The 20406-nt window shown below is 26.1% G+C and carries 21 protein-coding genes; 6 read left to right on the forward strand and 15 right to left on the reverse strand.

Annotation, left to right across the window (positions count from 1 at the left end; translation table 11 throughout):
• Positions 1-3: 3 nt before the first annotated feature.
• The 3 genes from H8923_RS01395 to H8923_RS01405 all read right to left on the reverse strand — a co-directional run bounded on the left by H8923_RS01395 (position 4) and on the right by H8923_RS01405 (position 2120).
• Positions 4-138, reverse strand: coding sequence for an AgrD family cyclic lactone autoinducer peptide (locus H8923_RS01395; RefSeq protein WP_153971394.1), 135 nt, complete (start codon positions 136-138; stop codon positions 4-6).
• Positions 119-724 (reverse strand): accessory gene regulator ArgB-like protein, encoded by a 606-nt coding sequence (locus tag H8923_RS01400; protein WP_153971393.1) that lies wholly within the window; start codon positions 722-724, stop codon positions 119-121. The genes H8923_RS01395 and H8923_RS01400 overlap by 20 nt, the downstream gene beginning before the upstream one ends.
• 94 nt (positions 725-818) lie before the next feature.
• Positions 819-2120, reverse strand: coding sequence for a sensor histidine kinase (locus H8923_RS01405; RefSeq protein ID WP_153971392.1), 1302 nt, complete (start codon positions 2118-2120; stop codon positions 819-821).
• A 290-nt stretch (positions 2121-2410) separates the two neighbouring features.
• Here H8923_RS01405 and H8923_RS01410 point away from each other — a divergent pair, with 290 nt between their 5' ends.
• From H8923_RS01410 to H8923_RS01420, 3 genes are all read left to right on the forward strand, one after another.
• On the forward strand, positions 2411-2872 hold the full coding sequence (locus tag H8923_RS01410; RefSeq protein ID WP_153971391.1) for a hypothetical protein: 462 nt from the start codon (positions 2411-2413) through the stop codon (positions 2870-2872).
• Positions 2873-2980: 108 nt separating this feature from the next.
• A complete protein-coding gene (locus tag H8923_RS01415; RefSeq protein WP_153971390.1) occupies positions 2981-3241 on the forward strand; it encodes a hypothetical protein in 261 nt (86 codons plus the stop codon).
• A gap of 504 nt (positions 3242-3745) precedes the next feature.
• Entirely contained in the window at positions 3746-5425 is a 1680-nt protein-coding gene (locus tag H8923_RS01420; RefSeq protein WP_153971389.1) for an MFS transporter, read from the forward strand.
• A 70-nt stretch (positions 5426-5495) separates the two neighbouring features.
• Here H8923_RS01420 and H8923_RS01425 read toward each other — a convergent pair whose 3' ends face one another.
• On the reverse strand, positions 5496-6698 hold the full coding sequence (locus tag H8923_RS01425) for a helix-turn-helix domain-containing protein (protein WP_153971388.1): 1203 nt from the start codon (positions 6696-6698) through the stop codon (positions 5496-5498).
• A 153-nt stretch (positions 6699-6851) separates the two neighbouring features.
• Here H8923_RS01425 and H8923_RS01430 point away from each other — a divergent pair, with 153 nt between their 5' ends.
• Positions 6852-8588 (forward strand): glycoside hydrolase family 3 protein, encoded by a 1737-nt coding sequence (locus tag H8923_RS01430; protein WP_153971387.1) that lies wholly within the window; start codon positions 6852-6854, stop codon positions 8586-8588.
• Between the two features lie 163 nt (positions 8589-8751).
• Here H8923_RS01430 and H8923_RS01435 read toward each other — a convergent pair whose 3' ends face one another.
• From H8923_RS01435 to H8923_RS01450, 4 genes are all read right to left on the reverse strand, one after another.
• A complete protein-coding gene (locus tag H8923_RS01435) occupies positions 8752-9345 on the reverse strand; it encodes a GNAT family N-acetyltransferase (protein WP_153971386.1) in 594 nt (197 codons plus the stop codon).
• A 26-nt stretch (positions 9346-9371) separates the two neighbouring features.
• Entirely contained in the window at positions 9372-10064 is a 693-nt protein-coding gene (locus H8923_RS01440; protein WP_153971385.1) for a DMT family transporter, read from the reverse strand.
• A complete protein-coding gene (locus H8923_RS01445) occupies positions 10052-10276 on the reverse strand; it encodes an EamA family transporter (RefSeq protein ID WP_153971384.1) in 225 nt (74 codons plus the stop codon). The genes H8923_RS01440 and H8923_RS01445 overlap by 13 nt, the downstream gene beginning before the upstream one ends.
• A gap of 277 nt (positions 10277-10553) precedes the next feature.
• Positions 10554-12800 carry an EAL domain-containing protein gene (locus H8923_RS01450; protein WP_172976707.1) on the reverse strand — a complete coding sequence of 749 codons (2247 nt, stop codon included), beginning with the start codon at positions 12798-12800 and terminating at the stop codon, positions 10554-10556.
• Positions 12801-13124: 324 nt separating this feature from the next.
• Between H8923_RS01450 and H8923_RS01455 the strand changes: the two genes are divergently transcribed.
• Entirely contained in the window at positions 13125-13589 is a 465-nt protein-coding gene (locus H8923_RS01455; RefSeq protein WP_153971382.1) for a staygreen family protein, read from the forward strand.
• A 59-nt stretch (positions 13590-13648) separates the two neighbouring features.
• Here the strand turns inward: H8923_RS01455 and H8923_RS17440 are convergent, their stop codons facing one another.
• The 5 genes from H8923_RS17440 to H8923_RS01475 form a co-directional block, all read right to left on the reverse strand.
• Positions 13649-13777, reverse strand: a complete 129-nt coding sequence (locus H8923_RS17440) for a hypothetical protein (protein WP_263457692.1) — start codon at positions 13775-13777, stop codon at positions 13649-13651.
• A 100-nt stretch (positions 13778-13877) separates the two neighbouring features.
• Positions 13878-14138 (reverse strand): hypothetical protein, encoded by a 261-nt coding sequence (locus H8923_RS01460; protein WP_153971381.1) that lies wholly within the window; start codon positions 14136-14138, stop codon positions 13878-13880.
• 79 nt (positions 14139-14217) lie between these two features.
• A complete protein-coding gene (locus H8923_RS01465) occupies positions 14218-15165 on the reverse strand; it encodes a flavodoxin domain-containing protein (RefSeq protein ID WP_153971380.1) in 948 nt (315 codons plus the stop codon).
• Between the two features lie 114 nt (positions 15166-15279).
• Positions 15280-16038: a 5'/3'-nucleotidase SurE gene (gene surE / locus H8923_RS01470; protein WP_153971379.1), complete on the reverse strand. Its 759-nt coding sequence runs from the start codon at positions 16036-16038 to the stop codon at positions 15280-15282.
• Between the two features lie 19 nt (positions 16039-16057).
• Positions 16058-17749, reverse strand: a complete 1692-nt coding sequence (locus H8923_RS01475) for an amidohydrolase (protein WP_153971378.1) — start codon at positions 17747-17749, stop codon at positions 16058-16060.
• 244 nt (positions 17750-17993) lie between these two features.
• Between H8923_RS01475 and H8923_RS17445 the strand changes: the two genes are divergently transcribed.
• The gene (locus H8923_RS17445) at positions 17994-18122 is read left to right on the forward strand and encodes a hypothetical protein (RefSeq protein WP_263457693.1); all 129 of its coding nucleotides are present in this window, start codon (positions 17994-17996) and stop codon (positions 18120-18122) included.
• Positions 18123-18213: 91 nt separating this feature from the next.
• Here the strand turns inward: H8923_RS17445 and H8923_RS01480 are convergent, their stop codons facing one another.
• Both H8923_RS01480 and H8923_RS01485 read right to left on the reverse strand, forming a co-directional pair.
• Positions 18214-18729: a hypothetical protein gene (locus tag H8923_RS01480; protein WP_153971377.1), complete on the reverse strand. Its 516-nt coding sequence runs from the start codon at positions 18727-18729 to the stop codon at positions 18214-18216.
• Positions 18730-18902: 173 nt separating this feature from the next.
• Complete coding sequence (locus H8923_RS01485) at positions 18903-20141, reverse strand: sensor histidine kinase (RefSeq protein WP_187127801.1); 1239 nt, start codon at positions 20139-20141, stop codon at positions 18903-18905.
• Positions 20142-20406: the final 265 nt, after the last annotated feature.

The raw sequence follows: 20406 nt of genomic DNA on the forward strand, positions 1-20406 counted from the left end.
ATATTAGCATTTATTTAATTTAGCTGGTTTTTTTGGTTGGTGTATATGCCATATTGATGTAGATGATGATGATAAAAATGCTACTGATAAAACTAATGGACCACAAACTTTCATTAATTTAACTGCTACTTTTTTCATATTTTTTCCCCCTAATTATATTTGAAATTTTTAAAATTATCATTAATAGGTTTACCCATGTTAAAGCCAAACAGCTATATATGATATATTTATCTAAGTTTAATTGCACTCCTATAATAATAACTATACAAATAAACATTGATATCAGTCTTGATTTAAATTTGTTTGATTTATATTCCTCATTACTTAGAGGATTATTTATATGACAAACTGGTGCTAATACGAATATAGATACTGTATTCATTACTGTTAATATAATAAAAAATAAACTAAACTTTTCAATATCTATTATTGAACCAAGTATAATGCTAATAGCAAAAATACTATTAAAACTAATTATACATTTTCTATTACTGTCTGCATGGTATCCTCCACAAAACTGCCTTATTATACAAAAAGAAACTAAAAATATTATTGATTCAATAAATCTCCCCATCACTGTTCCTATTATTAATGCAAATATTGTGTTTATACTCGCAGAAGTTATAATTTCTAACCCATATGCAAAGACTTCATCATCATCTCTTTCTATAATTCCAGTATCAATGAATTTCCTTGTCATATAATTTACAAACTTTTTAATCATTAATTTACTCCCTTAAATAATGTCATATTTATAATATCATATATATACACTAATATCCAATATTTTTCAATTTATTACCAATATTCTCAATTTTCTACACTAATGGTAACAACATTTTAACTGTGAATTCATTATCAGAGTAATCTATTATCATCTCTCCATTATAAGTTTCAACTGCTCTTCTCATACTTTTAATTCCTAGTCCATGTGAATTTTTATCTTTTTTAGTTGTGCATATATTATTCTTATTATCTACAACAATATAATTAGTTTTAGTGTTACTACACTTCATAATAAAGAACTTTTCAATAATATTTCCTTCAATTATAATTTTTTTATCACCTTCATTAATACAATCACAAGCTTCTATTGCATTATCTATTAAGTTTGAAAATATAGTGCATACATCTTCATCTTCAATAAACCCACACTTTGTAAAATTAATGTTACAGATAAAATCTATTTTTTTATATATACATATTTCCTTTTTTTCTGTTAATACAATATCTAAAATTGTATTCCCTGTGTTAAATATGTTATTATAATGTTCAAGCTTTGACTCAATACTATTTACATAGCTTGTAGAATCATAATTTCTTTTATTTAATTCTTTTATACATATAAGATGGTTTTTCATATCATGGTATAATTCACTAATTTTTCTCTGGTTCTCTTTTATTTTTAAATAATATTTATATTCATTATCTATTTTTTCATTTAAACTATTTATTTCAACATAATTCTTACTTTTTATAATGATTCTATTAATACCTAGTATTAAACTTATATTCGACATGAATAAAATTACTGATACAAATACAACCTCTATCTTATCTATTCTAGAGTCACTCATAGTCATTAACATATATTTATAAATAATAAATATTGATACTAGATTTGCAATTATAGGTACAATCATATAAATTATATCTTTTTTAATAAATTTTGATTTGCCATCAAATAATTTATACATATTTAAACCTATTATTAATAATATTTTTCCAATCAAAATAGCTTCATACCTATATATATTACTATCTAGTAAAATATTCATACTCTCAAGTGAATTTATTCCAAATACAATTCCCATACTTAAAGCATTTATCCCTGTAACTACAGTCCAGTATCCGATTACTATAATCACAGATTTAATGGTATCTACTTCATACTTATTTATATATATATGCCATGTTAATATAATTACAATTAAACTTCTTAAGTCAGCATCTACGTTTGTAATAAGACTAACTATCATTATTAAGTTTACAAAAATAAAATCTATATCAATTTTCTTTTTGTCTATCTTTAAACTACTTGTATAATTTAAAACTACTTTACAACCCCATACTTCAATAATTGATGATACTATAGTTATAATGCTTGAAACACTTAACATTACAATCCTCCTAAAGATTTACATTTTATAACTTTATCTTATGTATATATTTTAACATATTTTTACACTCAAAGATAATATATAACAAAATAATATTATAAATTTTATTTAAAATTTTAGTTTGTACACATAATGAAGTACATAAAAATATACCTAAATAAATTACTAGGTATTAGTTAAGTGTATGGTGTTTAATAAATACCTCTACACTTACTTATCTCAAAATAAGTATGCCATTTTTTAACTTGGTTAAAATATACATATATAATACTATAGGAGAATTTAATTAAATGGATAAACTTATTACGATTATATTTATTATTCTTATTATTTTGATGTTAGCTAAGGCATTTAAAAATCTTTTTATCTGTGCATTATTTGCAATCCTTACATTTACTATATATACCATTATTCAACTTCCATATATTACAAGTGTCATATTATCTATTGTTATATTTAAAGGTTTCAAAGACACTTTATTTAATTTAAATGTAACTTTTAAAGCATTGTTTAAATCAAAATATAAGTTTGAACAAAGATTTCTTGGTAAATTAGTTAATATATTATTTGAATTAAACTTTACCATTTTTATTTTCTTATGTTATCTACTTTTAATATCGTATGTACCTTATTCCTTAGATATAGATTCTGAATTTATGGCTATAACTTTTATATCTATATCTTTGATTCAAATTTTAAAACAATTAGCTTTTAGAAGAACTTATTATCATACTCATAGATTTTTAAGATAATTGTTCAACAATATAAATATATATCTATATTTTTTGCATATCCTATTATCATACAGAAGGTATTATCTTACTAATATAGAAAGTATACTAAAAAAGGAGGTTTTCATTATGAACAACGATCACCCATACCAACTTAACTGTCCACATTGTGGTAGCTATATAACTTTTAATATTCCTGAAAATAAATCTATCACAAATAATACTTCAATGGTGTTCTCAGATAAAAATATAGGAAATATAAGTATATCAAACTCTTATAAAAATTCAGGTTCATTCGGAACCTATGAAGCTATGGATGTAGAAATGATTTGTCCTCATTGTTCTTACTCCTTTAAATCCACAGTACATTCTAATTCTACGCTTGAATAACTATATAACATTCAAAATAGAAAAGGTTGAAAATATTTCTGGATATAACTCATAAATATTTTCAACCTTTTCTATTTCGCATACCTACTAAAATCATTCTTGAATTATTTTCTATATTAAGGTAAAAATATCTACAAGACAATAAGAAAGGAGATTCATACTACTATGATTATAAATATTACAAAACCAGCAAAAAGCAATCTTAATCTAATGTTTGATAATTATAATCTAAAAGAAAAAAACTTTAGAGTTTATATCCAAAGAATTAGTTCATGATATGGTCCTATATTTTATGTAGCTCTGGATGAGCCTACTGAAAATGATAAAGTTTTTACCTCAGATGATTATAATGTAATTTTAAATAAAGATTTATGTAACAAAATAGAGGTTATAAATATATTCTTCTCTAACGGAGAGTTTAAAGTAAGTACAGACCTTTATTGGAGAGATGAATACTACGGAGCCTCTTGGGCTAAGCCGTGGTAATTAAAATGGAGTGATACTATGAATAAATCAATAAAAAGAAACAATACTACTTTAGCTATGACAGTATTTTTATTAGGCATATTTATGGGTGCTTTAGATTCTGGAATAATCTCTCCTGCAAGAGGTGTTATTGCAAGTAGCTTAAACATTTCAGAATCAGCAAGTATCTGGATGGTTACGATTTATACTCTCACTTATGCTGTATCAATGCCTATTACTGGCAAATTAGCTGATAGGCTTGGAAGAAAGAAAATTTATATCATATGTATAATAATATTTACTATAGGTTCCTTATTATGTTGGGTATCTGATGTACTTAATAATTATAATTTTTTATTAGTATCTAGACTTATACAAGCTTTAGGTGGTGGTGGAATTATGCCAATTGCAACAGCATATATAGGTGCATCATTCCCCCTAGAAAAAAGAGGAACAGCACTTGGCTTTGTGGGCTCTATATACGGAATAGCAACTGTTATTGGCCCTACTTTAGGTACTGCTATTCTTTCACTAGCTGGAAATAATAATTGGGGATATTTATTTTTATTAAATGTTCCTGTAAGTTTAATTATACTTCTTCTTGCCTTTAGACTTGAAGAAAATAAAAACAAGTCTAAACCTAAAAAAATGGATATCTTAGGAGCTGGAGTTTTAAGTGTTTTAATTGCAACCTTAATGTATGCTCTTACTAACTTACAATTTCATAACTTCTTGACTTCAATTAAGTCAGCACATGTATGGCCTTTTTTAGTTAGTGCTTTAGTGGCCTTACCACTATTTATCGCTATTGAAAAAAATGCTAAAGATCCTATACTAGACTTAAAATTTTTCACTAATTCACAAATAGTAATTACGTTAACTTTAAGTTTCTTAGCTGGCTGTGGTCTTATGGGGACAGTATTTTTACCTCAGTTTGGAGAAAACGTCCTTAGACTAAAGAGTGGTACTGGTGGATATATAGTTACCGTCTTTGCTTTATTTACTGGAATATCTGCTCCAATTGGCGGTAAGTTTATTGATAAATATAGTGTTAAGATACTCCTTTTATTTGGTTTTTCTTTTACAATATTGGGTAGCTTGTACCAATCATTTGTTACTTCCAATTATCCTAGCTTATCTAATTTAGTTATAGGCATTATACTTATGGGAGTTGGAATGGGATTTACTATGGGTACTCCTATAAATTATCTTATGATGAGTTTAGTAAAACCAAATGAAATATCTATAGGTCAATCTACTGCTTCACTATTTAGGTCTATTGGTGTAGCAATTTCACCTAATTTACTTGTTAACTTTGTATCTCAAGCTGGTGAAGAATTGCCTAGGGCTATTAATGAAGTTTTACCTAAAATAACGAGTATAGGTAATCCTATAACATTTGGAAAAACTCTTCCTACTGAAATTATAAGTAAATTTCAAAAAGCAGATGTGACAACTATTTATTCAACTGTAAGGGATTTATCAAATTCTATGTTGATTGAATTACAAAATGCATATGTTAATAACCCCAATGTTAATTTTATTCAAATGAAAACTCAATATATGAATGCTTTAGAACAATCAAAATCAGTTATTGAAAGTACTTATCAACTTACCCTAAATAAGGGCTATGCTAATTTATTTATCGGTACTGCAATAATAGCTTTAATAGGGTTTATTTTATCTTTATTTATTAAGGACAGAAAAAAAACTAAGTAAATAAAATAAAATGAGTATAGATTAATAATCTTATCATTCTATACTCATTTTATTTTATTAATATTTTATATTACTTTCCAAGATCTCTTCTATATTGTGTAGGTGATTTACCTACTTGCCTTTTAAATAATTTACTGAAATAGCTTAAATCATTTATACCTACTTTTTCTGCAATAGTTTGAATTTGCATATCAGTTTTTTTCATTAATCTTATAGATTCATCAATTCTCTTCTGATTAATATAAACTATAACAGAAATTCCATTTTCCTTTCTAAATAATCGTGAAAGGTAATTTGGAGTAATACAAAGATGATTTGCTATATTCGTAACCGTTAAATCAGAATCTAAATTTAAATTTATATAACTTACCGCTCTTTTAATCAAAGGATTTGCTCCTTCTAAAGAATGGTATTTCACTAAAGAACAATAATCTTTAATCATTTTCACAGATATCTTATTATCCATATTTTTAGATAAACTAAGCATAGAATATTTTGAAGATAAGTCATTTAAATATAGAGGATGTACCCCACCGGCTTCAGCAGCTTTTCGAAGTATAACATTTAATATTGTAATTCCTTTTATACCACTGTTAATACTATCATTAAAACTATGATATGAACCTAAATTAGACATTATCTTCTCATGAGCCATAAATGCAGAAGGAAAATCTCCCTTTGATACTGCATCCATAAGCTCATTTTCCATTTGATATCTTTCTTCTATCATCTTTATAGATACATTTTTATCTAAGCTTTCATCTAATTTATACTTGTTAGACATTATCTGCTCTTCCTTAATACCAACAACTGAAAAAGGTCCTCTGATATCAAAATATTTTTCTAAAAATAAATTACATAAGGCCCATAATCTATCCATCCTTACAATTGGCATAGTCGAATAATATTTTTTTAATTCTATTAATATAGTTTCATCTATATCTAAATTAGATTGTAATTCATTTATTTGACTTTCATTTATAGACTCATTTAAATAAGGACCTATTACTAAATATTCTTCAGATTCTTTATTTAAACAAATATTTAGATAACAAGTCTTAATCGGAGTGTTTGCATAGTATATTATTTTTTCTTGCACTAAATTTAAATATCTATTTAAAATATCATCATGATCCTTTGAAAATAAAAGGCTATAAAAAGGATTCTCACTATATATTTTTATAAATTTACTTTTTTCTGAAATATATGATACAGAAACATCTAATGATATAGATACAGTTTGCACCCAAAATAATACTTCATTTTTTTTCATATATTCCCCCCATTAATAAAAAATGCACCATTTGTACAAATTATAGCAATATTTATTATAACTGTAAAGGTTATCCCTTTGTTATAATCAATTTAAATCAAGGTTGTTAAATATTTATTTAAATATAATTATATATATTTGGGGAGGAATAACATGTTAGAATTAAAGCAAAAAATAGATTTAAAAGCTAAACCATTTAACTTATCTGATGAAGATATAAAATGGGTAGAAGAAACTTTAGCTAATTTAACTTTAGATGAAAAAATAGGTCAAGTTTTCGTAGATATGTTGTGGAATAACACTGAAGACGAGGTAAAAGAAAGAATAGCAAAATATGGTATGGGTGGATTTAGATACAACAACATGCCTGCTGCTGACCTTTACAAGCAAAATAAAGTAATACAAGAAAACAGTAAAGTACCTGCTCTAATAGCTGCTAACATAGAAGCTGGTGGGGATGGTGGTGTTGGTGGGGGTACTCACATAGGACATCATGTAACTATAGGCGCTACTCAAGATAAGGAAAACGCTTATAAATTAGGATACTATGGATGTAAGGAAGCTGCTGCTATCGGATGTAACTGGACTTTCGCTCCAATAGTTGATATAAATAAAAACTGGAGAAGTTCTGTTGTTTCTAGTAGATGTTTCTCAAGTGAAGCAGAGCAAGTCCTTGAAATGTCTAAGGAATACTTAAGAGGTGCTAAAGATGCTGGTCTTGCTAGCTGTATGAAACACTTCCCAGGAGATGGACTTGATGAAAGAGATCAACATATAGTAACTGCAAACAATGATATGACTTGTGAAGAATGGGAAGAAAACTTCGGTAAAGTATATAGAGGTATGATAGATGCTGGTGTTGAGTCTGTAATGATAGGACATATAAGACTTCCTGAAATGTCTAGAAAATTAAGACCAGGAATAAAAGATAATGAAATAATGCCTGCTACAATAGCACCAGAATTATTACAAGACTTACTAAGAGATGAGTTAGGATTCAACGGTTTAGTTATAACTGATGCAACTCATATGGTTGGTTTAACTTCTGCTATGAGAAGAGCTGAAGTAATGCCTTACACTATAGCTGCTGGATGTGACATGATACTTTACTACAGAGATAAAGATGAAGATGTTGAAGCTATAAAAGAAGGTCTTGCTAATGGTGTATTAACTGAAGAAAGATTAAATGAGGCTGTTACTCGTGTACTAGCATTCAAGGCAATGCTAAAGTTACACACTAAAAAAGCTAATGGCACTTTAGTTCCTAAGGAAGAAGGACTTTCAGTTATAGGATGCGACGAACATAAAGAAGTTGCTAAGGACATAGCTGATAAGGCTATAACTTTAGTTAAAAATACTAAAAACCAATTACCAATAACTCCAGAGACTCATAAGAGAATAATGCTTTATACTGTAGATAACTCAGGATTTGCTCCTAATAAAGTCGATAAAGCTGCTTTAAAAGATAGAGTTAAAGCTAAATTAGAAGCTCAAGGATTTGAAGTTACTTTATTCGATCCTGCTGCAGGATTAAATGGGAAGCAGTTATTAGCTATGACTCCTATAAAAGAGTTCGTTGATAGCTTTGATGCAGTTATGTTATTCGTTAACGTTGGCGGATTCTCTCAAAGCAATGTAAGACGTATATCTTGGGCTATGCCAATGGGTCCAGATATTCCATGGTATGTAACAGAATTACCAACAGTTTGTGTATCTGTATTCAATCCATTCCACTTAATAGATGTACCTATGGTACCAACTTATATAAATGCATATACTGATAATGATGCAACATTAGATTTAGTTATAGAAAAAATAATGGGTAAATCTGAATTTAAAGGAGTAAGCTCAGTAGATGCCTTCTGCTCTTCTTGGGATACTAGATTATAAGATACCGCTTAAAGACTAATTAATATATGTCTCGGTACTTTTTGGATAAAGACTGAAAACTCCAGTCCATGTAGCGCTACTTTGCTGCATGGACTGGAGTTTTTGTTTTATATCCTTAGCACTTGGGTTATTTAACTTTACTAAAAAATACTTCTCTATCTTATTAATCCGAGTTAGGTATTATTTTATCAAATTCATTTTGATTTATTTCTAGCCAATCTGATTTCAATATTGCATAGTGATCTACATCGTAGTATTTTCCCTTTACTTTTACCTCTTGAATTCCTCGTCCTTCATGTTTCATTTTACACTTTTGCATTACTCTTCCAGATGCTCCGTTTACTACATAATGCTCAGCTTCTACTCTATTTATTTTTAATACTTCAAAGGAGAATTTTAAAATTTCATTTAAAACTTCGGTCATATATCCTTTGTTCCAATAATTTCTATTTAATATATATCCAAAAGTTAGCTTATCGTTTTCTTCATCTATACTTATATCTACACAACCTATACATTTTTTACTTTCCCTTAATTCTATTGCATATATTCCGCCTCTACTGTAGTAGTTTAAAATTATATTTGCTGATTGGTCCATCGTTTTATGAGTTTCCCAAGTTACATATTTGGTAGTTTCTTCATCGCTTGCAAATTCAAATACATCTTTTCTATCTTCCATATTAAATTGTCTAAGCTTGAGTCTACTTGTATATAAAGTTTTATTTTGAGATAATATCAAGTTATATTTTCTTGCCATGTACTCTCCTCCTTCGTATATTTATACTAACTTTCAACCATAGCTTCTTGCTTTTGTTTTTCTTGTCCTAAAAATGCCGATATTAATATTATACTCCCTCCTATAACTTGATATATAGAAAGAGACTCACTTAAAAATATCACACTGAAAACTATAGAAGATATAGGATCTATATAGCTAAGTAGCGCTGTTGTTTTAACCTTTAAATTTTTAATTGCTGAAAAGTATAAACAATATGCAAGTCCAGTATGAACAATACCTAAAAGTATAATTAAACCGAATATCTTAATTTCAGTTATTACTAACATATCTCTATAGATTATAAATGGAAGTAATACAACAGATGCTGTAAATAGTTGTATAAATGTTCTTTTGTAATCATTAAAATCTTGTATATATCTGTTTAACATCACTATAGATGCATAAAAACATGCTGCTATTAATCCCATAGTAATTCCTCTTATATGATTAAAGTTCTCAGATGAATGACCTAATTGATTATTTAAAATAATAAATAATCCACATAATGCTGCTAACACTGAAATAGCTGTTTTTAATGTGAGTTTTTCTTTCAATATTACAGGTGATAAAAAAACAACAATTACTGGAGCAAAATAATAACTTAAAATAGCATTTGATACTGTAGTGTATTTATATGATTCAAATAAAAATGCCCAATTAAAACTTATACATATCCCTGATATTATCAGAAATAACAAGCTTTTATAATTTTTTTATTCTCCACTTCTATTATTTTTTCATCTTTCTTTTCTTTATAATAATTAAATGTAGATATTGTTCCTAGAAAAATGCAGGCTATAATAGCCCTTAAAAAAGCTAACTCAAAGGATTCTAAGCGAATACTTTTTACAAATACTCCTAAGCTACCCCATATTGTCATTGATATTATAAATTTAATAATATTGCTCATAAGCCCCCCTTAAATATTTATTCTATCTACTATTATTAAGAATATAATATATTTACTGCTTATTTATAGATTATCCTCTATATAAATCAATATATTTTATGAGGTACAATATTATTATATATCTTATATAATAATCAACTTGAAGCTTAGAATAATATTAAATTTATGATACTTAATATTTAAAAGAGGTGAACTCTTATACAAGTTCACCCCTTAATATGTATTATACTATATTTTTTATTTGATACAGTCTATTATTTTTAATAATTTAACTTATTTATAGATATTTATCTTCCAATTCTTTTACTGATAACGGTTTACTATATAAATATCCTTGTATTACACATTCTCCCATTTGTTGAATTATTTCTTTTTGACCTTCATTCTCCACACCCTCTGCTACCACTTTTAAATTTAAAGACTGAGCTAAAGTAAATATCATTTTTATTATCTTATCATTTTGACAAATATAATCTACAAATTTTTTATCTATTTTTACCCCTCTAATAGGCAACTTTTCTAAATAACTTAAAGCACTATACCCTTTTCCAAAATCATCTAAATATATATCAATTCCAGCTTTATTTATAATATTTAAGTTATCACTTATTTGTTTTTGATTTTCTATTGCAAAGTTTTCTGTTATTTCAAAAACTATCTTATTAGTAGATATATTATATTTATTAAGCATTTCTTTAACATAATTACAAAAATTCTTATTCATTAGCTGTATAGGTGAAATATTTATACTTACCTTTGGAATATTAAATTGTTTTTTTTCCCAGATTTCCATTTGCTTAAAGACTTCCTCTATTATAAATTCACCTAATTCATGAATAGCTCCAGTTTCTTCAGCAATATTTATAAATTCATTTGGTGGTACAAACCCTAATAATTTACTTTTCCATCGTACTAAAGATTCCATACCCTCTATATTTCCATTCGTGGGATTTATTTGTGGCTGATATACCATGTATAACTCTTTATATTTTATTCCTTCTGTTATAGATATTCCTGTAATCAACTTCTTCATATCTGAAGTATATTCTATAAAATTATTTCTTCCATTTTTCTTTACATTATACATAGCTAAGTCGCCTTGTATCATCATATTATTAATATTACAATTTCCATCTGAATAAAATGCTACACCTATAGAAACAGTGGTTTTAATGCTATATCCACCCAACTCAAACGGTTCTCTCATTAATTTAACTAGCTTTGCCGCAAAATTTCTTATTTCATCTTTATCTTTGTATTCCTTTACAAGGATAACAAACTCATCTCCTGAAGTTCTTGCTACTATAGTATTTGGAATTGCATTCTTAAAAACTCTATGTGCAAATTCAATTAATATTAAATCTCCTACTTTATGGCTATATATATCATTAATATTCTTAAATTTATCTATATCTAAAAATAATAATGCTGCCTTAGAATATTTTTCGCCAAATTCATTTTTGAATTTTTCTAATTCTTTATTAAATCCAACTCTATTATATAAGCCTGTCAGCTCATCAGTATTTGATTTTATTATAATTTCTTCATAATGATTGTTTAATTCATTTACTAATGTATCAATTTGTGTTTCTACTATTTCAAGCTCATCATGAGTATCCAATTCTTTATACTTTTCATTAAAATGGCCTTTTTTTAATTTTGTGATAGATTTATGTATTGCTTCTATTTTTGACATAAAGCTATTATTTAAAAACTTCCATGTGGACATTATTATAGTAATGTATAATACCAGTATTCCCAGAAATAAATTCCTCGTTATTTTTATATTTTCTATTAATCCTTCATCTGAATTTAATTTTGTAATTATTAATTTACTATCAGTAAAATCTTTTATATATGCACTAGCATCTAAACTAGGTGTATAAGCTAGATGTAAAATTATATTAGTTTTAACTTCACCTAGATTCTTTGTATTTACTATAGATGAATCTAATAAATCTATATTTATATCAGCTTCAAATATACTAAACTTTGGTACTGTTTCTTCTAGAATTTCTTGTTTTACTTCTTTAGCCATAACCATTACCCCAGCCTTATTACCTAGAGAATTATTTCTAAGTATTGGGTACATTGATACAAAGTATAATCCTTTATCAGTAGTTAAGATTCCATTCTTTGCTTTTATGTTTGTAACACTGTCTAAAACATCATTTTTCAATATGGTATTTCGTATATTATCAGGAATATTATAATTATTTAAATACTCTTTATCGTAAAAGGATTCAAATAAAATCTTACCATTATTATCTAATATCATTATTGCATTTAATTCTAAATTGCTCATATTTACAGTATCAAAGTTTTCTTTTTCAAACTCTTTAGTATATTCTTGATCTTTATTCTGCTCTTTCAAATTTATATATTCATAAGTTTTATTCCAATTAGAATAATCTTTACATGTTTTTTTTATATACTCTAGCTCTTTATCTAGAGTATTAACTATTCGTGATATATTCTGATTAACCTTATTTTTCTCTAACTTAACAATATTTTCTGTAATCATTCGTTGAGAAAAAACGATTACAATAAGGATCACTGCTATAATTTGTATAATAAAGTAAAGAAACATTTTATTATTTAAACTCAATTTATTTAAAAAGGTTCTTTTATTATCTCTTACTTTCTTTTTTTAAAATAATTATTAAAAGTCATCTTAACCACCGTTCAAATTTATTTTATTAATTTATATTTTACCATATTTTTACACGTTTCATCATTTTTATTTTGTACACTAATATTTTTATTTATGACATACTTATGTAACAATTTTTAATTTATTTCTATATTATACAATATATGAATTTATATAAAAATAAGGAGGAATTTTATGCAATTTGATCCTAGATTTGAATTTAGTAGTAAAAAGGTAATAACTAATATACTACCTCCTATGATGCCAAATAACCCTATTTGTAATAGAAAATATACTATTTATTATTCTCCAGTAACTTGTGAATACTTTTTAACTGTAGCCAATGATTTTTTTAATGATGATATAAATCCTTTACTTAAAAATGAGGTTCATGGAAAATGGGATATTATAGGAAATGGTGTTTGTAGACTTAAAATGTATGTAAATCTTGGTGGTGGTAATAATCTACTCGTAATGGCTAGATATGCTTTGTATAAACAATTATTGCCAAATTATATCCGCACTATAATTTATGGAGATAGATACTTTTTTAGAGAAAATAAATGTTTACTAAATTCCTTAGTTACAGTAAGATTTATGTCCGATTGCGATACCATGAATATTGTAGAACCATATGGAACAATTAAAAACTTTAGATAAATAAAAGAGTATCAAAAATTATTTGATACTCTTTTATTTATCTAAAGTTTTATCATTATCTATTTTTTGAATAAATTTCCAAACGTGCCTAATACACTACTTTCACCTGTTTGCTTTCCATATGCTTCTACTACTGAAGCAAATACTTTTGATGCTAGACGGCTAAAAATATAACTTATAATCAACATTATGATAATTCATAAATAATTTATATTCTTAAACTAAAGAATATTATATCACTCATGGTAATAAAATCACAATCCTTTTTAAACAGCCTTCTCGCTTATCTTACTCAGCATCAAAGTCTATATGAAATTTTCCTTTTGGTGAGTTAATATCAACATATGATAAGTTAAATTGCTCATCCATAACATCTATTTTATATTCAAAAAGAACATCATCTTCTTTTTTAGACATAAATATGTAGCTTCCATTTTCCTTATCTTCTATTTCATCACATATTTCATCGTATATTTCTTCTCCATTTATTATTCCTGTGTATCCAGAATTAGCTATTTTTTCTTCTATTAGTCTATATATTTCTTCCATTCTTGTCCTTCTTTCTAATTAATTATTAATTTATATACATTAGTTTAAACATTACAAAATTATTAGTCAAGAATATAAGTTAAGCATTTATAAGATTTTGTTTAACATCATATCCCATTTCCTCAAATTTTGAAGATAAAAATTCAAATTTACTTGGCTTAATCTTTAAAATATTAATAGAAATAGGTAATTTATTAAATTTTCCAAATTCTAACCTTTTTAGTTTGATAACTTTCTCATATTCACTACTATGCTCATCTAAAAGTTCAACTTCTCCAGATATCTGTAACCCATTTAAGCTATTCATGTCAGTATAATTTTCATATATACTTACAGATATATTTTTATTTTGTAATATACCTACAAATTTTAATCCGCCTTCGCTTATAATATAAATATTTCCTTGGAAATACTTATATTCTATTGGTGTGGATCTAAGAAAATCCTCATAACCAGTTGCAATTGAACAAGTATTATTTTCTTTTATAAATCTCTCAATTTCATTTTTTATAACCTCTATTGGAGCTTCATTCTTCGGTCTATCTAAATATTCCTTGATTTTCACACCTGCATTTATAACATTTTTATATTCAAATCTACCCATATTTATAAACGGTATTTTTACTTTATTACAAAAAACTTCTAGACTTATTTTGTCCTCATCATCTAACTTATTTATTTCTAATTGTCCCTTTATAAAGTAATAATATATATCATCTTTCTTTATTATATCTTTTAACCTTAATCCATATTTTATTCCATCTGCTTTAGATAATCCTACACTTACTATACATACTCTTTTTTTAGAAAAATCATAGCTATGTTCCTTAAAAAATTCAATTATATTATTACCAGATTTTTCTTCATATAATGGAAAAGCTATCACAACATTTTTATATATATTTATATCTGGCACATTTTCTTCTATATTACATAATTTAGAAGGTCCTAAAATCAATGAAAGTATATGAGCAACCTTTTGAGTAGTACCATATTTACTTTCATATAAAATAAGAGTGCTATTCATAATTTCCACCTCTTTTAAATTAATTTGTTCCGTTTAAATTAAATGTCTCTTATTTTATATACATATATCATTTTACTTATTCCATTTTTACAATATTTTTAATGTCTACAGCTTTTATAAGAACTTTATGTTGTTTAAAGATTCAATCTTTTTCACATTCGTCATATCAATATTAACAGGTGTTAAAGATATATATCCATTTTCTACTGCAGTTATATCGCTACTTTCGTCTTGATCTAATTCTTTTACTTGACCACCTATCCAAAAATATCTATATCCATAAGGGCTTACTCTTTCTTCTAAAACATTTTCATATTTTCTATCTCCTAAAGTAGTTATTTTAAAACCTTTTATTTCAGTATTTGGTATATTCACATTTAAGATACAATCATCTAACATATCTAACTTATCTTTTAAATTTTTCACTATATTTACTACATACTTAGATGCTTCTTCATAAGTCTCTCTTGATACATTAAATTCATCATAAGAAACTGCAATTGCTGGTTTATTTTGGACAAGCCCCTCTATTGCTGCTGATACTGTACCTGAGTATATTACATCTGTTCCTAAATTAGGACCGTTATTTATACCACTTAATACTAAGTCAAAATCAACTTTTGAAAATAACGCTTCTATACCTACCTTAACACAATCTGCAGGTGTTCCAGAAATAGCATAAGCTTTTATATCGTCATCTATAAATGCATCTTTTAGCATTATAGGATTATGAACTGTTATAGCATGACCTGTTGCACTTCTTTGACTATCTGGAGCAACCACATATACATTTGCTATTTCCTTCATCGCTTTTGCCAGCGCTAGTATACCTTCTGCGTTTATACCATCGTCATTTGTAATTAATATATTCATACTTTACACCTCTTTATTTTTAATTATTTGATTCATATACAATTTCACCATTAAAAAAAGTTATTAATACCTTAGTTTTTTCTATATCAATTGGATCTATATTAAATATATCCCTATCTACAACTATAAAATCCGCATACTTACCTACTTCAATACTACCTATTTCATTTTCTCTAAAAATAGCATAGGCTCCATTAATAGTAAAGCTTTTCACCATATCCATAACACTTATTCTCTCATCTTTATTTAAAAGATACCTTTCATCATCTATATTATTAATATCTTCTACTCCAAAATATTTTGAATTGTACAGATTTCTAGTTACTCCAGCTTCTATTGCATAAAATGGATTAGGCTCTGGTGTAACAGAATGATCTGATGAAGAAGTTATAATCACTCCTTCTTTGATAAATGAATTAAGGGGATATTCATATTTTGCTCTATCTCCTAATAGCTTATAATCAACTTCATCCCACCACTTAGGTCCTTTGATGTGCCAATATGGCTGAACTGCTGCTATAATACTTAGTTCTTTAAATCTTCTTATATCATTATTATTTACTAGTTGTAAATGGGTAATAGTATTTCTAAAATCCTTTTTTTCTTGTAATTTATAATTTTTTTCAACTGCATCTAAAACCTTTTTAGTAGAACCATCACCGACAGAGTGCACATGAATAGAAAAATTATTTTCATTACAATATTTTATCGTATTTTCTAAGATTTCTTCCTTCCATAAAAACTCTCCATAATAGTCAGTTCCCATTCCCGCTTCAACTTTATAAGGTTCAAGTAAATAGGCTGTAGATCCTTCTATAACACCATCTGCTAACAATTTTATAGTTGTTGTTTTAAATAAATCTAAATCATACTTCTCTCTTATATTTTTTATTTCATCTATCTGAGACTTTATGTCTTCATCTGAGAATATTATTATGCTATTAGATATTCTCATCTTTAATTTACCTTCTTCAAATAGTCTTTTATATGCATTAGGGCTCATTCCAAATTTCATCCCTGACATAGATAGTATACTTGTTATTCCAAACTCATGCATCTTTCTTTGAAATAGTTCAAAAGCTTTCATATACTCTTCTTCAGAATAATTATGTTCTTCTATAATATGGATTGCTGATTCTTTTAATGTACCCCATAACTCATTGGTTTCTTCATTTATTTCTATTTTCCCACCATTAGGGCATTGGGTATCAATATTTATATTGAATTCTTTAAACGCTTTAGAATTTAGCCACATAGTGTGTCCATCATATGCTCTAAGAACTATAGGTATGTCTATTGAAATATCATCTAAATGCTCTTTTTTGGGTCCTTTCCCAAGCTCTTTGCCTTCAAAAATCCCTAAAGACCACCCCCCACCATATACAACTTTCACATCAGGATTTTTATCAATAAAAATTCTTATAGCTTCTTTGTACTCATCTATTGAATTTAATCCATATAAGGACACTTCATAAAGTTCTGTCAGTGCAGTTCCTGGAGGATGTATATGACTATCTACCATACCTGGTAATATAATATTTCCTTTAGCATCTATGACTTTAGTATCTTTTTTTATATATTTATTAATATCTTTATTATTCCCTACATATATAATCTTCTTATTCTTTATAGCAATTGATTCTTTAATAGAATCTTCCTTATCTATTGTGTATACTTTTGCATTTATTATAACTATATCGTTATTATCCAAGTCATTGCACCTCTTTATATTAATTGTTTATATATACTTAATTTTATATTACCTTATTAAATATGTATTAAACAGTTTAAAATAGAAATAATTATAATAAGTCGTTCATATTTCTTATGTTATAAAAAGTCGATTATATATAATATATAAAGTTATTACTATATGGAATATAACTATTTTTTAAATCATAAAAAATATAAACTCTAAGCAGCTAAATATATTTTAAAGTAAAGGAGGTTAAAATATGCCATGTAAATTCTTAAATATTTATATTAAATGTTGTTTTGAATGTAAAGTCAAAGATATTTGTCAAAAAAATGCAGTGGATTTGGATCTAATGGCAAGGATTGCGAGTTTTATGATGATAATGTAGATGCTATCTGTGTGTATGAAAATAGCGTTAAAAAAGGAGAGCCTTTAAACTAGGCTCTCTTAAAACTACTTTCTACTAATGTAGTACTATGCTAAAATTCTAACTTTTTAACACCTAATTCTACCCATTTTATTAGCTTTTCTCCTTTTTTAGAGAATAAATCTTCTATAATTTCATCTCTATCTTCATAAAATCCTTGCATTTCAATTAAGCTTCTAGTTAAGTATTTATTTTTAATAAATATTACCTTATCATCTTCATCTTCATTTTTCATTAAATCTTTTCCTAAATTTATAATTTTACTTATTAATATTAAGTTCTCCGTGCTTATAATATTTAATTTTTCTGAGAAAAATTCAATCTCTTCTAACCAAGTATCAGGTATCTCTTTTGTATAGTTATTTCCATTAAGTTCCGAAATTTCATACTCCTCTTTTAAATCTATATTTTCTAGAAATCCACCTTCATAATCTATTGCTTCGTATTCCATGTAATCTACTTCTTCATGCTTAATATTATTATATTGATTATCAAAATTTTTAATTATATTTATAAAGTTTATTATATCTTCTCTAATACCAATTTTATCAAGCATATCATTTTTCACATAAAACACCTCTTTTTTATTTATTTATTTATATCTATGTATATGGAAAATTTATATATGCATATTTTATATTTAAATTTAGTTATATAAAAATACCATAGGTAGATATTACTATTTACTTATGGTATTTTATATTATTTAGATTTATTAAATTTCCTTGTTTGGTAATAACTTTAACTAGAGTAAATATCTGAGAATTCTATATCACATTTTTCAATTTTAGAACAAGACATTTCTCCTATATTACTTATATTATCATCATCTACTACCTTCATATTTAAAAGTTCAAATTTAAATTCAGAACCTTTATTTACTTTACTTTCTACTGTTATATTACCTCCATGCATCTCTACTAAAGATTTTACTAATGATAAACCAATACCACTACCTTCACATCTTCTACTAAAACTAGTACTATCTTGAGCGAACCTTTCAAATATTTTACTAATACTCCTTTCAGAAATACCTACTCCATTATCTTTTACAGAAATACCTACTCCATTATCTTTTACAGATACAAAAACTTTTTCTTCACTGCTAGTTATAGATACCTTAATTTCTCCGCCTGGATCAGTGTACTTAATTGCATTAGACAGTAGATTAAGTATAATTCTTTCTATCTTTTCTGGATCACAACCAATAATAATATCCTCTTCTTCAGTATCAAATATAAGCTTTATTCCTCTTTGCTGCGCATATTGGGTAATAGACATAGTTATATCTTCAATAATTTCTACAATATTATAGTTGGACATTTTTATATTGTAGTAACCTGCATCTATCCTTGTTATATCTATTAAATTATTTAGTAGTTTTAAAAGCCTATATGAATTTTGCTTTATAACATTATTATATTTTCTTAAATTAAAATTTTCATTATAAGTTATATTATCGTTTTCTATATTTTTATTAATAAGTTGCATAGTTCCTAAAATTATATTTAATGGAGTTTTAAATTCATGAGATAGGTTAGCAAAAAATTCATTTCTCATACTCTCCATAGATAAATTCTCATTTAATTCTTTAATTTTATTCTCCATAAACTTTATCTTTTCTTCTACGTCGATTTTTTCTTCTGTAATTTTTGATATGTCTTTTGATATGATTATAATGCATTCTTTGTCTTCATAATTATCTATTATGATTTTGCCATTTACTGATATAGGATTTGAGATTTTCGGATATAATTTTAAATTTATATTATTAGCTTCTCTTTCTTTGTTATCTTTAAAATTTACCCATTTTTCGATTACTTTCTTTTCATAGCCAATTAAATCTATTATTGCCAATTTATTTATTTCATCTTCATTATACTCTAACCTTGATAGTAATTTGCTATTACATTTTAAGATTGATCCCTTGATATCACTAATTAGAATATATTCATCAATTATATCAATTAAATCATTCATTCTAAAATTCCCCTTCATAAAAACATATGAGAATGTCCCTTTATAAATATACATCGTATTATCTACTGATAAAGTATTATACATTATTTACTATGAGACATCTCATGTAGTAAGTATTTACCTTTATTTATAATTATACTATATTTTTTCTAATAATCCTGTTTATTACAGTGAATTATTACTATTTTCCTAAAAATAATATAATTATGTTCATTTCTCTTAATAAACTTCTACACTTTTAAACTTTTCTCCTTCTTTATTTGAT

It is taken from the genome of Romboutsia faecis (genome assembly GCF_014323405.1).
GTDB classification, from domain to species: domain Bacteria; phylum Bacillota; class Clostridia; order Peptostreptococcales; family Peptostreptococcaceae; genus Romboutsia_E; species Romboutsia_E faecis.

Coding starts and splice junctions, on each gene's coding strand:
- H8923_RS01485 (WP_187127801.1), bottom strand. CDS start 20,141: ATGAATGATTTAATTGATATAATTGATGAATATATTCTAATTAGTGAT.
- H8923_RS01405 (WP_153971392.1), bottom strand. CDS start 2,120: ATGTTAAGTGTTTCAAGCATTATAACTATAGTATCATCAATTATTGAA.
- H8923_RS01400 (WP_153971393.1), bottom strand. CDS start 724: ATGATTAAAAAGTTTGTAAATTATATGACAAGGAAATTCATTGATACT.
- H8923_RS17445 (WP_263457693.1), top strand. CDS start 17,994: ATGCCATGTAAATTCTTAAATATTTATATTAAATGTTGTTTTGAATGT.
- H8923_RS01420 (WP_153971389.1), top strand. CDS start 3,746: ATGAATAAATCAATAAAAAGAAACAATACTACTTTAGCTATGACAGTA.
- H8923_RS01460 (WP_153971381.1), bottom strand. CDS start 14,138: ATGGAAGAAATATATAGACTAATAGAAGAAAAAATAGCTAATTCTGGA.
- H8923_RS01465 (WP_153971380.1), bottom strand. CDS start 15,165: ATGAATAGCACTCTTATTTTATATGAAAGTAAATATGGTACTACTCAA.
- H8923_RS01430 (WP_153971387.1), top strand. CDS start 6,852: ATGTTAGAATTAAAGCAAAAAATAGATTTAAAAGCTAAACCATTTAAC.
- H8923_RS01415 (WP_153971390.1), top strand. CDS start 2,981: ATGAACAACGATCACCCATACCAACTTAACTGTCCACATTGTGGTAGC.
- H8923_RS01445 (WP_153971384.1), bottom strand. CDS start 10,276: ATGAGCAATATTATTAAATTTATAATATCAATGACAATATGGGGTAGC.
- H8923_RS17440 (WP_263457692.1), bottom strand. CDS start 13,777: ATGTTGATTATAAGTTATATTTTTAGCCGTCTAGCATCAAAAGTATTT.
- H8923_RS01450 (WP_172976707.1), bottom strand. CDS start 12,800: ATGATTACAGAAAATATTGTTAAGTTAGAGAAAAATAAGGTTAATCAG.
- H8923_RS01435 (WP_153971386.1), bottom strand. CDS start 9,345: ATGGCAAGAAAATATAACTTGATATTATCTCAAAATAAAACTTTATAT.
- H8923_RS01425 (WP_153971388.1), bottom strand. CDS start 6,698: ATGAAAAAAAATGAAGTATTATTTTGGGTGCAAACTGTATCTATATCA.
- H8923_RS01395 (WP_153971394.1), bottom strand. CDS start 138: ATGAAAAAAGTAGCAGTTAAATTAATGAAAGTTTGTGGTCCATTAGTT.
- H8923_RS01410 (WP_153971391.1), top strand. CDS start 2,411: ATGGATAAACTTATTACGATTATATTTATTATTCTTATTATTTTGATG.
- H8923_RS01455 (WP_153971382.1), top strand. CDS start 13,125: ATGCAATTTGATCCTAGATTTGAATTTAGTAGTAAAAAGGTAATAACT.
- surE (WP_153971379.1), bottom strand. CDS start 16,038: ATGAATATATTAATTACAAATGACGATGGTATAAACGCAGAAGGTATA.